This window comes from Streptococcus mitis, from assembly GCF_005844455.1.
GTDB classification, from domain to species: Bacteria; Bacillota; Bacilli; order Lactobacillales; family Streptococcaceae; genus Streptococcus; species Streptococcus mitis_BF.
Genome location: NZ_SPGF01000001.1, coordinates 35,378 through 49,547 on the forward strand (window position 1 = coordinate 35,378; position 14,170 = coordinate 49,547).

The window sequence follows — 14,170 nt, forward strand, 5'->3', positions numbered from 1 at the left end:
ACTTTTATGAAAAACAAATTAAATGGTCGTGATTTTATTACAATCGGAATCTTTAATGCAATTGGAATTGTCATATACATGGTGGTTGCATTTGCTATGGCAACAACAGTGATTGGAGGATTTATTGCTTCAGGAGTTAGCTTTATGGTAGCTGCTACCGTTTATATACTTATGGCTTTGAAAGTTAAAAAGAAGGGCGTATTTACAATATCAGGAACGCTTCTTGGTTTAATTGCATTGTCAGGAGGACATTTGCCTCATGCAGTCTTTGCTGTAATCGGTGGAATTATATGTGATTTGATTATAGGAAATTATGAGAGCAAGGGACGAATGATTATTGGATATGGGATATTTGCATTAGCAGATTTTTTAGGAACAGTAATTCCTGTGATTTTATTCGGGACAGCTTCTTTTGTGGAAAGAGCATCAAAATGGAAAATGAGCGAAGCACAAATAAATGAAGCATTATCTTATTTCAAAGTTTCGTGGGCAGTAGGATTTGGCTTGATAACTTTTGTTCTTGCTTGCATAGGAGCATTCGTTGCAACAAAGATACTCAAAAAGCATTTTGAAAAAGCAGGAGTGATTTAATAATAAATTTACTTAGGAGGGAAAATAATGGAGGGATAATTATGTCAAAACTTATAGTTTCGGTTTTCACAGAACGATATAATTATCCTTTTTTATTCTTGGAATTGCTTACACATAGCAATAATACTTTACCAGAAACAACAAAATAGAAAATTATATAAAACATTAGTTTTTAAGCCGAGAGGACTTTTTACGTCAAAGTGTAGAAGTCCTCCTTTTTTATTCTCAAAACCAAAACAGAGAACTTAAAAAGGAGGATGACTAAGTGGCAAAGAAAGAATATTACCTTTATGTAAAAGGCAAAGCCGTACCTGTAAGTGAAGAAGTCTACAAAGCCTATTGGAAGATAACAGAGCATGAAAAGTATCTCCAAAGAAAAGATTGGAAGCATAATGTAATACCATTTTCGGCACTGGATCATGATGGACACTTTGTAGATAACATCATAGATGAAAAGATAGACTTAGAAAAAATTGTAGAAGTAAAAATGCGAATTGAAGAACTTCATAGAGCATTAAATACTCTTTCAAAAGAAGAACGAGAGTTGATGGAAGCCATCTTCTACAAAGAAGAAAGTCTAAGGTCAATCAGCAGAAGAGAGAAAGTTACACATCAAGCAATCAGTGGGAGGAGGGATAGGATTTTAGAAAAACTGAGAAAGATTTTAGAAGATAAAATCTAAAAACTTGGAAAGGTTAAGTGTCAAAAAAAGGTGCTTAACCTTTCTTTATGGAAACAAGCAGATACCAAAACGGAGGAATGAAAAATGAAGAAAGAAAACACATTACAGGAAGTACAGGAACAAATTTCTGAACTTCAGCAAGAAAGAGAAAAGTGCGATGTGAAGCTGAAACAATTACAAAATCAAGGCAAGAAATTAGAAAAACTTGCAAACGAAAAGGAACGAAAAAGAAGAAATCATAGGCTCATACAAAGAGGCTTGATAGTAGAAAGAGTCATTAAAAATCCTATCATGTTTACTAACGATGAGATAGAAGAATTACTTAAAGTTGCTACTCACACAAAAGAATACAGACAAGCCTATGAAGAAATGATAAATGGGAAAGATATGGAAGATGAAACAGAGATAGAGTAGATAAAATAAAAAACCATAGTTTTTTCAGAAGCTCCCTGCAAGGGCAAAAAGCTTCGCAGAACGCAAAGCACCCTTTAGGGTGTATAATTGCGCCCTTAGAAAAACTAAGGGATTTTAGCAAGTCTTTAAAAATCCAAAACTTAATAAAAACATACGGATAAAGTAGATAGGAAAAGATACAAAAAATAACCTGTCTGCTTTTTCCTTTACCTGAAAACAAACAAAAAAATGAAAGGAGCTTAAAAGTGGCAGAAACATTTCACTTTAATATTTCCATGATAAGCAGAGGAAAAAGTAAATCGGCAGTTGCAAGTGCAGCATATATCTCTTGTGAGAAAATCAAAAATGAATGGGACGGAGAAGTTCACGATTACCATAATAAAAAGGGACTTTTACATTCAGAAATCTTCTTGCCGGAGAATGTTCCCATAGCATTAAAAGATAGAACTACATTATGGAACAGCGTTGAACTAAATGAGAAAGCAAGCAATGCACAGCTTGCAAGAAATTTTATCATTGCTCTACCAAAAGAATTATCCTTTGAAGAAAACAAGAAACTCATTACCGACTTCATACAAGAACATTTTGTATCAAAAGGAATGATAGCAGACCTTGCAATTCATGATGAAAGTGATGAAGAAAATAACAATATCCATGCACATATTATGACTACTCTTAGACCGATTAATAAAAAAGGAGAGTGGCTGGCAAAAAGCAAAAAAGAATATGTTCTTGATGAAAAGAGAGAAAAGATAAAACTAAAAAGTGGTAATTACAAAACAAGAAAAGTAGAGCTGACAGACTGGAATGATAGAGGTAATGCAGAAAAATGGCGAGAAAGTTTTGCCCAAATTTGTAATCAGTATTTAGAAAAAAATCATCAGGAAAAGAGAGTGGATCATCGTTCCTACAAAAGACAAGGGATAGAAGAAATCCCAACCATTCATTTAGGAGCAAGTGCCAGTGCCTTAGAGAAAAAAGGAATCGAAACCGACAAAGGAAACATCAACCGAGAAATCAAAAAGCATAATTCCTTAGTAAAAGCTATCAAGAACAAGATAAAAGAAATCACCTCTTGGATAGACTCTTTACTTGGAAATCTACAAGCTAAATACGATGAGTATAAACAGACCAAAAAAGATGAACTGGAGAACAAAGCGGAACTCTTTAACCTCTATGAGTATATTTCTATCTACAACGAGATACAGGGAGAAAAAACAAAAAAATTATCCTACTACGGACAGATAAAAAAGGGGAATGCAGACCTAAAGAGATTTGTAAAAGCAATCTACTATTTGAAAGATAATAAACTTCAAACCATAGCAGACCTGCAAGGAAAAGTCTTTGAACTGGCAAAGCAAAATAAAAAGATAAGTGGTGATATTCAATATAAAACACAAAGAATAAAAGACCTGAACCAATGTATAAGCTGCATAGACTCTATCAAAGAAAACAAAGAAGTTTATCAGGAATACAAAAGCAAAACCATATTCAAAGACAGCTTTTACAATTCTCATAAAAAAGAAATAGATAAGTACCAAAGAGCAAGAAAGACCATAGAAAAGTTTACCGGGACATCAGCCATAAAATTAAATGATTGGCAAAAAGAAATATCAAGCCTTGAAAAAGAGATACAAGAGCTAACCAAAGATAAAGCTAAAGTTCAAGACGAATTTAAGCAGATAGACCATATCAAATATGCAGTAAAGATTGTTAATGAAGAGTATGGAATAGACCTAAGCATAGAAATAGACAAGGCTATTAAGAGAGGAGATAAACCAAGTTTAATTGCACAACTGAAAAAATTTCAAGAGCAAGAGGAAAGAAAGGAGAAGTACAAACAAAAGGCAAAAGAAAAGGCTAAAGAAAATTATAAAAATAAAGGGGAGGAAAGATAAAAATGGCAGACAACAGAAGATACTATTGGTTAAAATTGAAAGAAGATTTTTTTACAGATAAGAGAATCAAAAGGCTAAGAAAAATATCAGGAGGAGATACCTATACAATCATTTACCTCAAATTGCTTTTGCTTAGCTTAAAAGACAGTGGGAAGCTGTATTATGATGGAGTAGAAACAGACTTTATCAAAGAGCTTGCCTTAACGATTGATGAAACGGAAGATGATGTAATGGTTACAGTAAATTATATTGTAGCACAAGGCTTGATGGAGATAATCACAGAAAATGACGAGTATTTTTTAACAGAAATCCCAAGTCTTATAGGTTCAGAAACAGCTTCTACAAGGCGTTCAAGAAAATCGAGAGGACAAAAAGCGTTGCAATGCAACACTGGTGCAACATCTTGTAACCTTTTGCAACAAAACTGCAACGGAGATATAGAGATAGATAAAGAGATAGATATAGAGTTAGAAAAAGAGGGGGAGATAGAAAAAATATCCCCCAACCTTTATGGAGAATATAAAAATGTTTCCTTAACCGATGAAGAATATGGGAAGTTAAAGGATAAAATGCAAGGTCATAGGGAAGAAATGATAGAGAAGCTGTCAACCTATATGCAAAGCACAGGAAGAAACTATAAAGACCATTATGCGACCTTAGTTCATTGGTATGAGCAAGATAAAGGGAAATTAAAAGAAAGCCATAAATCAAAAGTATATACCTTTGAAGATTATGACAAGGGGGAACACTTGTAGACCTCGTATAAGACGGTGGAAAGGTGTTTTTAGAGCGTTAATAATAAAATAGGTATCAGACTATAGCTAAGTGTAAAATAGGGCTTAAAATTGCAGTATGGAAAAAATATCGTATTTATGATAAAATGATAATGATATGGTAATAAACTCAGTTATAAGGAGAGGATATATAAATGCGAATTCAATTTACTGTAACCGATGAAGAACTTGAAATTTTAACTAAAAAAGCAATAGAGGGAGGTTTCCCAAGCGTTACTGAATATTGTAAGTGTAGCAGTTTACAAGAAAATACAAGCTATGCTGACCTATATACTACCTTATTAAACAAAATTAGCTCTTTACCGAAGGGCAAAGAATTTGTTTTGAGAGAGTTAATCGCAACACCGCCAGCATTGATTGGCAGATGGTTTTATGAAAATGTAAATAAGAGACTTGTAAAAAATGTGGAACACATCGGAAAAGCTGAAGGCGGAGTAGAAAAATATAAAAGAATTTAGATAATGTTGGAGGTGCATTTCATGGCAGAAGAAAATAAAGAGATAGTTATTGTAGATGATAAAACTATACAAGAAAAAATATATCTTATTCGTGGGCAAAAAGTAATGCTTGATGCAGATTTAGCTGAAATATATGGTTATGAAACAAAAAACTTTAATAGACAGGTAAAAAACAATATTGAGAAGTTTGAAGGCGAAGATTTTATGTTTCAACTGACCGAGAATGAATTTGAAAACTTGAGGTGCAAAAATTTCACCTCAAGTTGGGGCGGTTCAAGATACTTACCAAATGCCTTTACAGAACAAGGTATTTATATGCTTATGACGGTATTAAGGGGTGAACTTGCTGTTAAGCAAAGCAGAGCCTTAGTTAGAACATTTAAGCAAATGAAAGACTTTATAATCGAAAATCAAGATTTTATTAGCTCAAAAGAATTGGTACAAATAGCAGTACAGACAAATCAAAACACAAAGGATATAGCTGAAATAAAGTCGCAAATGGCTACAAAAGAAGATTTGAAAAAGGTTATGGATAATTTTATAGATCCGGACACATACAAGCATTTCCTTTTAATGAACGGAGATAAGATTGAAGCTGATGTTGCCTATACCAAAATATATAAGTCTGCAAAGAAAAGTATTTATGTGATAGACAACTATATAGGCTTGAAAACCTTAGAATTATTAAGGGCTGCAAAAGACAATGTTGAAATTATAGTCTTTAGCGACAATGTGAAAAACAAGGATATGCTGACAAAAAATATCCTAAACGATTTTAGAAAAGATTACCCTAATATCAATCTGAAGATGAAAATTGCAGGTAAAAAGTATCACGATAGATATATTGCCATTGACTATGGAACAGACAGTGAAGCCTTTTATCTTTGCGGAGCTTCATCAAAAGATGCAGGAAATAAAATATCAAGTATTACAAAGATAGAGGAATCTTCCAAGGATATGTATCATACGATGTTTGGCGGAATGCTGAACAATAAGGATTTGAAAATTTAATATGTAAATGGTAAAGCGTTATTAAATGAATAGCTATAAGACTTGTGAAAGGCGGTAGAAATAAAACTCTATCGTCTTTTTTTGATTGCAACTAACAGGAGGGAAAATAATATGCACGAAAATAAAAATGAACATAATACAGGAACAAAGACTATAAAAAAGATTGGAAAAGTAACTTATGAGGTTATTGTCCATTTTAATGAAAATGCGACTGAAACTATGCAAGATAAATTGAAAAGGATAATGCTTAGAGAAATGGAGCGAGAAAAAGATAAAAAACCTCATAAAAATGATTAGAAAGTCCTTGACAAGTTGTTACAGGAAAAACAGCAAAGTCTATTCTTATTTCATGTGGTGCAAGACTTGCACCTTTTGATATTCAAGAGCTTAGGGACTTGATGAAAGAAGATGAACTTGAACTTGATACACTTGGAGATAGAAAGACAGCATTGTTTGTTATTATCTCTGATACAGATGATACTTTTAACTTTGTGGTGTCTATTATGTACTCACAGCTATTTAACCTGCTTTGTGATAAGGCGGATGATGAGTATGGGGGAAGATTACCTGTTCATGTAAGATGCTTGCTTGACGAGTTTGCCAATATCGGCTTAATTCCAAAGTTTGAGAAGCTAATAGCGACAATCCGTTCAAGAGAGATTTCAGCAAGTATTATCTTACAGGCACAATCTCAGCTAAAGGCAATTTACAAGGATAATGCAGATACCATTGTAGGTAACTGTGATAGTACCCTGTTTCTTGGTGGAAAGGAAAAGACCACACTTAAAGAACTATCTGAAACACTGGGTAAGGAAACCATAGATCTATATAACACTTCTGAAACCAGATCCAATGCCAATAGCTATGGACTGAATTACCAAAAGACAGGTAAGGAACTGATGAGCCAAGACGAGATAACAGTTATGGATGGCAGTAAATGTATTTTTCAGCTTCGAGGTGTAAGACCATTTTTATCAGATAAATTCGATATTACAAAGCACAAGAATTACAAACTTTTGGAGGACTATGATAAAAAGAATGTGTTTGATATTGAAAGCTATATGAAGCGAAAAGGGAAAGTTAAGCTTAATAGAAATACAGTAATTACAAGATTGTAATATTTTCTGTTATAGCTTTATGTGGCATGGGTATATTTGGTATAATAAAACAAATTTGAATTTATCGGGGTATGAGTTATGAAATTTCATGAGTTTGGAGATAAAAATTTTCCGCATATATTATTGATACATGGTGGGGTAATTCTTGGTGGAATTATCTTAGGCAAGCTTGTATGCTATCAGACGAGTACCATGTGATTTTACCAACTCTTGATGGACATGGAGAAGAATACCAAAAAGATTATATCTCAACTGAATATTCAGCACAGATAATAATGGATTATATAAAAGATAATTGTGGTGGGAAGTTGTTTGCATTAGGTGGTGTTTCTCTAGGAGGACAAATTGCGATGGAGTTATTATCATTAGATGATCATATAGCTCAGAAAGCAATAATAGATGGCAGTATTTGTATACCTCAGCCTAGATTGGCAAAAATTTGCATAATAATTGTAAAACTCTTTGGAAAACTTATGTTTAGCAAATCGGTAAGTAAAATGCAGCTTAATCTAATGAAAAAAATATACCCTAAAATGGCATATCCAAAAGAAATAGAAAACTATTATATGGAAGATATGCCAAGACTTCCTATGAAGACACTAGTGACAATGTATAGAACATATATGGCGAAATATAGATTGAAAGATTCTATTGCAAAGAGCAAAGCACAGGTTTTATATATTTACGGTGAAAAAGAAATGGACTGTGTCAAGCAATCAGCAAAATTGTTTCAAAAAATGCATCCGGATTGTACTCTTTATGAAGCTAAAGGTTACAATCATGGATATTTATCAGCTTATTTACCTTTAGAGTGGATGGAACTGGTTAGTCCATTTTTGAAAAATGGTGAACTGAAATCAGGTAAAGATATTTAAAAAATGCCAATTTGTCGAACTGAATATAAGATATTAAAGACGATAGAAAAGCAACATCTATCGTCTTTTTTCATGCCTATTTTCAATTTATATTGCGATCAATAAATAGGAAAAACTCGCAGATGAGCTAACTAGTATTTCAAATGCCTCTCACTAATATATACACGACAAAATGCTAGTTCCACTAAATATGTTACAGAAAGTAAAGGAGAAAAGATGATAAGGATAAGAAGCCCTACCTAATAGATAACTAAATATACAAATACTTGGCGATTGAAATTAACTTTTCAGTCGCTTTTTTAATTGGAGGAAAAAATGGATAAAGAAATGATTAATATCAATGCCAACCTGTTAAAAGAACCTACTTTTGGAACTTTTACAAGAGGTGATGAAGAGGTTCAAGTTGTAAATTTTGCTCTTTCGAAAGGATATGGAAAAGGTAGAGAGTATATCAACTGTGCAGCCTATGGCAATAAATCTGACGTGGCTAAGGAATTTTCAGAAGGTGATTTCATTCATGTGTATGGTTACTTCAACAAACGAACTAAAAATGGAAAGACATATAAGAATTTTGTAGTTATGTCTATGAACAAAATTGAAAAGAAAGAAGAAAACGAGGAGGAATAAATAATGGATTTTTTCGTACAAGCAGTTAATGTATTAAAGATTTTGGTAATGGCAGTAGGTGCTGGTCTTGGAGCATGGGGTGTTATTAACCTTATGGAGGGATATGGTAATGATAACCCTGGAGCAAATGCTCATGTACGGTAAAGAAGCAAGCAACCGAAAACAATAGATAGACCGCCAGCACTACACTATTCCGAACCAAAGACCAAAAGATAAGCATTTTGAGAAAATCTAAACTTTTGGATTTTCCTACAATGCCGACTACGGCGGAATCCCTCCCACTCCTTATATATTTCTTTCTGTATACATTGAATTTGTATTTAGTAAAATGCAGACAACACCACGGATCGGCTTTTGGCTGGACAATTCCAACCAAACACCGCAGCAGACAGTAGAAACCATTCTGAACGTTAGGAAGCCGGTATGATTGTTACATATAAGGGGAAGAAAAATTTCTTTTAGATACTTGTTTTCCTAAAACTGATGTGATATAATGTGATATAATAATTCAATTCCAGAAAAGGAGTAAAAAATATGCGGCAAGGTATTCTTAAATAAAACTATAATCAAATAGTGGGAACAAAGGATTATGATAGTCCCTTTTGTAGGGGCTTAGTTTTTTGTACCCAATTTAAGAATACTTTTGCCTTATCAATTTTGACATATCCCCAAAAACAGCACTCACAAACAGGTGTATGCTGTATATGTGTATGTCCGCAAATTATCATCCCCAGTGGTAAAAGTATTTTACTGCTGGGGATTTTTATGCCCTTCGGGGCAGTAAAGGGAGGACAATCACATGAAAATAATCAATATTGGAATTCTTGCCCATGTAGACGCTGGAAAGACGACCTTGACGGAGAGCCTGCTATATGCCAGCGGAGCCATTTCAGAACCGGGGAGCGTCGAAAAAGGGACAACGAGGACGGACACCATGTTTTTGGAGCGGCAGCGTGGGATTACCATTCAAGCGGCAGTCACTTCCTTCCAGTGGCACAGATGTAAAGTCAACATTGTGGATACGCCCGGCCACATGGATTTTTTGGCGGAGGTGTACCGCTCTTTGGCTGTTTTAGATGGGGCCATCTTGGTGATCTCCGCTAAAGATGGCGTGCAGGCCCAGACCCGTATTCTGTTCCATGCCCTGCGGAAAATGAACATTCCCACCGTTATCTTTATCAACAAGATCGACCAGGCTGGCGTTGATTTGCAGAGCGTGGTTCAGTCTGTTCGGGATAAGCTCTCCGCCGATATTATCATCAAGCAGACGGTGTCGCTGTCCCCGGAAATAGTCCTGGAGGAAAATACCGACATAGAAGCATGGGATGCGGTCATCGAAAATAACGATAAATTATTGGAAAAGTATATCGCAGGAGAACCAATCAGCCGGGAAAAACTTGTGCGGGAGGAACAGCGGCGGGTTCAAGACGCCTCCCTGTTCCCGGTCTATTATGGCAGCGCCAAAAAGGGCCTTGGCATTCAACCGTTGATGGATGCGGTGACAGGGCTGTTCCAACCGATTGGGGAACAGGGGAGCGCCGCCCTATGCGGCAGCGTTTTCAAGGTGGAGTATACAGATTGCGGCCAGCGGCGTGTCTATCTACGGCTATACAGCGGAACGCTGCGCCTGCGGGATACGGTGGCCCTGGCCGGGAGAGAAAAGCTGAAAATCACAGAGATGCGTATTCCATCCAAAGGGGAAATTGTTCGGACAGACACCGCTTATCCGGGTGAAATTGTTATCCTTCCCAGCGACAGCGTGAGGTTAAACGATGTATTAGGGGACCCAACCCGGCTCCCTCGTAAAAGGTGGCGTGAGGACCCCCTCCCCATGCTGCGGACGTCGATTGCGCCGAAAACGGCAGCGCAAAGAGAACGGCTGCTGGACGCTCTTACGCAACTTGCGGATACTGACCCGCTTTTGCGCTGCGAGGTGGATTCCATCACCCATGAGATCATTCTTTCTTTTTTGGGCCGGGTGCAGTTGGAGGTTGTTTCCGCTTTGCTGTCGGAAAAATACAAGCTTGAAACAGTGGTAAAGGAACCCACCGTCATTTATATGGAGCGGCCGCTCAAAGCAGCCAGCCACACCATCCATATCGAGGTGCCGCCCAACCCGTTTTGGGCATCCATCGGACTGTCTGTTACACCACTCCCGCTTGGCTCCGGTGTACAATACGAGAGCCGGGTTTCGCTGGGATACTTGAACCAGAGTTTTCAAAACGCTGTCAGGGATGGTATCCGTTACGGGCTGGAGCAGGGCTTGTTCGGCTGGAACGTAACGGACTGTAAGATTTGCTTTGAATACGGGCTTTATTACAGTCCGGTCAGCACGCCGGCGGACTTCCGCTCATTGGCCCCGATTGTATTGGAACAGGCATTGAAGGAATCAGGGACGCAACTGCTGGAACCTTATCTCTCCTTCACCCTCTATGCGCCCCGGGAATATCTTTCCAGGGCTTATCATGATGCACCGAAATACTGTGCCACCATCGAAACGGTCCAGGTAAAAAAGGATGAAGTTGTCTTTACTGGCGAGATTCCCGCCCGCTGTATACAGGCATACCGTACTGATCTGGCCTTTTACACCAACGGGCAGAGCGTATGCCTTACAGAACTGAAAGGGTATCAGGCCGCTGTCGGCAAGCCAGTCATCCAGCCCCGCCGTCCAAACAGCCGCCTGGACAAGGTGCGCTATATGTTTCAGAAGATAATGTAACGTCTTGCGCAATGCAAGCGTTCATTGCTGGCTATTGCGAAATATCATTGATAAAATCAGTATCAGAGAGGAGAAACTATTTTGAACCAGGAACAGACGAATATTACAACAGGAAAGCAAATACGTCATCTGCGAACACAATTGGGAATGACACAGGAAGAACTAGCCGGGGAATTGAATGTTACCCGGCAGGCACTATCGAATTGGGAGAGAGATGTTAATGAACCCGATTTAAATATGTTGAAAAAAATTTGCTTTCTTTTTGGAGTCAACATGGACGATTTTGCGAAGGAGGTAATAACAAAGATGGAAACATATGAAAAAAAGGAGAAACGACAATTTAATAAGTACGATATGGCAATTGGACTTTTTTATGGTGTTGGTATATTTCTTGGCATTGGTATTTTCTTTGTTGGCGGTTTTATGACAATGTCAGGTGCAGGGTGGGGAGCATCACTATTTGGCGGTGGCTGTTTTTCTCTTGTATTTGGCTTGATATGCCATGCAGTTATTACATTGAGAAGAAATGACAAATGATGACATATCCTGCTTTCTATACTTTTCGGTAATACCGAGTAAAAAAAGCCGCTGCTTTTGGCTTTCCAATAGCGGCGGCTTAATGCAAGCGGCGGCAAAGGGAAATATCCTTTGAATACCTTACAGAAGAAAAGTTTTGCAGCATTACAAAAATAAAAGCCTATACCATTTTGGAAAGAAAAGATACATAATAGTCAAGACGACAACAATCAGAAGTTATGGAGGGTAACAATGGAATATAGTAAGGAAGATTTAATGGAAGCAAAAAAGCAAATTTTGGGAGTGGGAGAGAACATGGGAACAGAGGAAAGTAAAAAAATCTGGGAGGAGAACGCACAATTTTGGGATAATGCAATGGGTGACGAATCTAATGAATTTCACAGAGAGGTAGTGCGCCCCAAAGTAACGGAACTTCTATCTCCTAATCCTGCGGATTACATTTTGGATATTGCGTGTGGCAATGGAAATTATTCTTCGTATCTTGCACAAAGAGGTGCTTCGGTTGTCGCTTTTGATTACAGCAAAAAAATGATAGAATTGGCTAAAAGACGGCAATCACAATATGCAAAACAAATTGAATTTTGTGTGGCGGATGCGACCGATAGAAAAAGTATATTAGAATTAAAAAGAAATCGAGCCTTTACGAAAGCAGTTTCTAATATGGCAATTATGGATATTACGGACATTGAACCACTTCTTATGGCTGTTTATGAACTGTTGCAGGAAAGCGGAATTTTTGTCTTTGCAACGCAACACCCTTGTTTTGTCACGTTGACTGAAAAATATATGACACCGCACAGTTACTATGATATAGCGATTGAAGGGCAACCGAAAGAGCAGATTTATTATCATCGTTCCATACAAGATATTTTTAACCTTTGTTTTAGAGCTGGATTTGTCATTGATGGATTTTATGAAGAATGTTTCAAAACCAACAAAGAAATTCCTATGGTAATGATAGTAAGGCTTAAGAAGGTAAAACGTGATAGCTTAAAATAAATTCAAGTTTGTCGGGTAAATAGCAAACCCAGCCGAGCCAGTCAACGATAAAATGAACGCCGCTTCGCGCCGTCGTTGACAGCCCCGCCCGTCTTTGCTGGTAGGCAATCAAGGGGCGACAGCAAGGAGTACTGCCGCCCCGCACTATTATTCAGAGAGGGGGAATTTCCATGACCGAAGATGAAGCCTACAAGGTGCATATCCAGTACACATTCAATGCCTTTTGCAAGGTAGTCATTCGTCACGCAGCCATAGATAAAATCTTGAAGCTGCGCCGGAGGTGGGAACGGGAAGTTTCCCTTGATTATCTGATGAGTGAAAAGTTTGTCCAGCTTGCCGAGCCGGAGTAGCTTGAAGAATATCTTTTTACCGCCTGCGGCCAGACCGCCGTTCTGTATCATGCGGAGCTTGCCGCCGCCCTTGCCCTTTTGCCGGAGCAGACGCAGGAAGAAATTTTTCGTTACTATTTCCTGCGCCAGCCGCAGCGAGTGATCGGCGTACATATTGGCCGGACACGCAGCACAGCGGGGCGGCATATCCGGCTTGCCTTGCAGCGGTTAAGGCGGCTCATGGAGGGAAATGACTATGAGTAAACTTCTCCCCTATGAAACAATCGTCAAAGCCCATGAGGGCGACCCGGACGCAATCGACACCATTCTTTCCCACTATGCCGGATATATCCGCTACTGTTCCAAAGTACACGGGAAAGTCAACGCCGAAGTTGAGGAACATATAAAGCAACAGCTCATTGCCGCCCTGTTCAAATTTCGCTTTGACCGATAAACAAAGAACAAACACTGGCTGTCATTAGCGGTTTCACTCCAGCCAGTTTACAATTCATCTATTCCTAAAGGAAGCAGGTCATAGTATAATAGAACCAACGACAAATATACTTTTAGGGGAGATATAGCAATATGAAAAGTAATAAATACTTAACTATTGGCTTATTAACAGGATTTATTGTCGGTGGTTGCATAGGTGTGTTGGCATGGGCGTTTTTGCAAAATCTTTTTGCTATTTCTATTTGTGCAGGTATCGGAATGTTGATTGGAATTGTTATAGGTACATTGATTGATTATGAAAAAAATAATCATCAAGAGAAATAGAAAAAATGCACAATGCCTTAAAGGGAAAACAGGAATTTATTGTGCTATCCATCATCGGGCCAACCTGACCTGAACTTTCAAAACTGAATATCCACCGCCCATCGGCGGCCAGCGAAAGCAGTAAGTCTGAAAAAGATTTGCTGCTTTTTTCTTTATCCGTTTGGCAAAATCGCAAAGTCATCCGTAGTAGGTAGGTGAAGCCGGAAACAAAAAATTTTCTGCGGCGGTAGCCAAATCTGCATTTTCTGTATTTCTAAGGCAAAGGAAAATTTGAGAAAATTCCCGGCAAGCGGGTAGCTGGCGGCCTTTGAAATGTATCTTTAGCGGAAAGAAAGAACTGC

At 37.8% G+C, this 14,170-nt stretch carries 14 protein-coding genes and 4 pseudogenes; all 18 read left to right on the forward strand.

The window, feature by feature from the left end:
- The first annotated feature begins 6 nt into the window (after nt 1–6).
- The 18 genes and pseudogenes from FGQ53_RS00190 to FGQ53_RS11790 all read left to right on the forward strand — a co-directional run bounded on the left by FGQ53_RS00190 (nt 7) and on the right by FGQ53_RS11790 (nt 13,829).
- Entirely contained in the window at nt 7–591 is a 585-nt protein-coding gene (locus FGQ53_RS00190) for an MptD family putative ECF transporter S component (RefSeq protein WP_000791750.1), read from the forward strand.
- A 265-nt stretch (nt 592–856) separates the two neighbouring features.
- Nucleotides 857–1,273 (forward strand): sigma factor-like helix-turn-helix DNA-binding protein, encoded by a 417-nt coding sequence (locus tag FGQ53_RS00195; RefSeq protein ID WP_001074478.1) that lies wholly within the window; start codon nt 857–859, stop codon nt 1,271–1,273.
- An 84-nt stretch (nt 1,274–1,357) separates the two neighbouring features.
- Nucleotides 1,358–1,687 (forward strand): DUF3847 domain-containing protein, encoded by a 330-nt coding sequence (locus FGQ53_RS00200; RefSeq protein WP_000712033.1) that lies wholly within the window; start codon nt 1,358–1,360, stop codon nt 1,685–1,687.
- 245 nt (nt 1,688–1,932) lie between these two features.
- Nucleotides 1,933–3,585 carry a MobQ family relaxase gene (mobQ, locus tag FGQ53_RS00205; protein WP_138335091.1) on the forward strand — a complete coding sequence of 551 codons (1,653 nt, stop codon included), beginning with the start codon at nt 1,933–1,935 and terminating at the stop codon, nt 3,583–3,585.
- Between the two features lie 2 nt (nt 3,586–3,587).
- Nucleotides 3,588–4,340, forward strand: a complete 753-nt coding sequence (locus FGQ53_RS00210) for a phage replisome organizer N-terminal domain-containing protein (protein ID WP_049691250.1) — start codon at nt 3,588–3,590, stop codon at nt 4,338–4,340.
- A 173-nt stretch (nt 4,341–4,513) separates the two neighbouring features.
- Entirely contained in the window at nt 4,514–4,837 is a 324-nt protein-coding gene (locus tag FGQ53_RS00215) for a hypothetical protein (protein WP_001222545.1), read from the forward strand.
- A gap of 21 nt (nt 4,838–4,858) precedes the next feature.
- Nucleotides 4,859–5,848 (forward strand): ORF6N domain-containing protein, encoded by a 990-nt coding sequence (locus tag FGQ53_RS00220; protein ID WP_138335092.1) that lies wholly within the window; start codon nt 4,859–4,861, stop codon nt 5,846–5,848.
- 111 nt (nt 5,849–5,959) lie between these two features.
- Complete coding sequence (locus FGQ53_RS00225) at nt 5,960–6,145, forward strand: transposon-encoded TnpW family protein (protein WP_000545006.1); 186 nt, start codon at nt 5,960–5,962, stop codon at nt 6,143–6,145.
- 11 nt (nt 6,146–6,156) lie between these two features.
- Nucleotides 6,157–6,966: pseudogene (locus FGQ53_RS00230) on the forward strand (VirD4-like conjugal transfer protein, CD1115 family); the annotation flags it as partial.
- Between the two features lie 78 nt (nt 6,967–7,044).
- A pseudogene (locus tag FGQ53_RS00235) lies at nt 7,045–7,841 on the forward strand (alpha/beta fold hydrolase).
- A 315-nt stretch (nt 7,842–8,156) separates the two neighbouring features.
- Nucleotides 8,157–8,468, forward strand: coding sequence for a hypothetical protein (locus tag FGQ53_RS00240; protein WP_000356901.1), 312 nt, complete (start codon nt 8,157–8,159; stop codon nt 8,466–8,468).
- A 3-nt stretch (nt 8,469–8,471) separates the two neighbouring features.
- Nucleotides 8,472–8,600 (forward strand): annotated as a pseudogene (locus FGQ53_RS00245) (Maff2 family mobile element protein); the annotation flags it as partial.
- A 667-nt stretch (nt 8,601–9,267) separates the two neighbouring features.
- Nucleotides 9,268–11,187 carry a tetracycline resistance ribosomal protection protein Tet(W) gene (tet(W), locus tag FGQ53_RS00255; protein WP_000691721.1) on the forward strand — a complete coding sequence of 640 codons (1,920 nt, stop codon included), beginning with the start codon at nt 9,268–9,270 and terminating at the stop codon, nt 11,185–11,187.
- An 81-nt stretch (nt 11,188–11,268) separates the two neighbouring features.
- The gene (locus FGQ53_RS00260) at nt 11,269–11,724 is read left to right on the forward strand and encodes an XRE family transcriptional regulator (RefSeq protein WP_001071126.1); all 456 of its coding nucleotides are present in this window, start codon (nt 11,269–11,271) and stop codon (nt 11,722–11,724) included.
- A gap of 231 nt (nt 11,725–11,955) precedes the next feature.
- Entirely contained in the window at nt 11,956–12,723 is a 768-nt protein-coding gene (locus tag FGQ53_RS00265; protein WP_000456787.1) for a class I SAM-dependent methyltransferase, read from the forward strand.
- A gap of 170 nt (nt 12,724–12,893) precedes the next feature.
- Nucleotides 12,894–13,316: pseudogene (locus FGQ53_RS12175) on the forward strand (sigma-70 family RNA polymerase sigma factor).
- Entirely contained in the window at nt 13,309–13,506 is a 198-nt protein-coding gene (locus tag FGQ53_RS00280) for a helix-turn-helix domain-containing protein (RefSeq protein ID WP_001909500.1), read from the forward strand. The pseudogene FGQ53_RS12175 and the gene FGQ53_RS00280 overlap by 8 nt, the downstream one beginning before the upstream one ends.
- Nucleotides 13,507–13,637: 131 nt before the next feature.
- Complete coding sequence (locus FGQ53_RS11790) at nt 13,638–13,829, forward strand: hypothetical protein (protein WP_000841357.1); 192 nt, start codon at nt 13,638–13,640, stop codon at nt 13,827–13,829.
- Nucleotides 13,830–14,170 lie beyond the last annotated feature (341 nt).

What these genes read in the sequence shown, in the direction of transcription:
- FGQ53_RS00190 (WP_000791750.1), top strand. Translation starts at nt 7, where the DNA reads ATGAAAAACAAATTAAATGGTCGTGATTTTATTACAATCGGAATCTTT.
- FGQ53_RS00200 (WP_000712033.1), top strand. Translation starts at nt 1,358, where the DNA reads ATGAAGAAAGAAAACACATTACAGGAAGTACAGGAACAAATTTCTGAA.
- FGQ53_RS00210 (WP_049691250.1), top strand. Translation starts at nt 3,588, where the DNA reads ATGGCAGACAACAGAAGATACTATTGGTTAAAATTGAAAGAAGATTTT.
- FGQ53_RS00215 (WP_001222545.1), top strand. Translation starts at nt 4,514, where the DNA reads ATGCGAATTCAATTTACTGTAACCGATGAAGAACTTGAAATTTTAACT.
- FGQ53_RS00220 (WP_138335092.1), top strand. Translation starts at nt 4,859, where the DNA reads ATGGCAGAAGAAAATAAAGAGATAGTTATTGTAGATGATAAAACTATA.
- FGQ53_RS00225 (WP_000545006.1), top strand. Translation starts at nt 5,960, where the DNA reads ATGCACGAAAATAAAAATGAACATAATACAGGAACAAAGACTATAAAA.
- FGQ53_RS00240 (WP_000356901.1), top strand. Translation starts at nt 8,157, where the DNA reads ATGGATAAAGAAATGATTAATATCAATGCCAACCTGTTAAAAGAACCT.
- FGQ53_RS00265 (WP_000456787.1), top strand. Translation starts at nt 11,956, where the DNA reads ATGGAATATAGTAAGGAAGATTTAATGGAAGCAAAAAAGCAAATTTTG.
- FGQ53_RS00280 (WP_001909500.1), top strand. Translation starts at nt 13,309, where the DNA reads ATGAGTAAACTTCTCCCCTATGAAACAATCGTCAAAGCCCATGAGGGC.
- FGQ53_RS11790 (WP_000841357.1), top strand. Translation starts at nt 13,638, where the DNA reads ATGAAAAGTAATAAATACTTAACTATTGGCTTATTAACAGGATTTATT.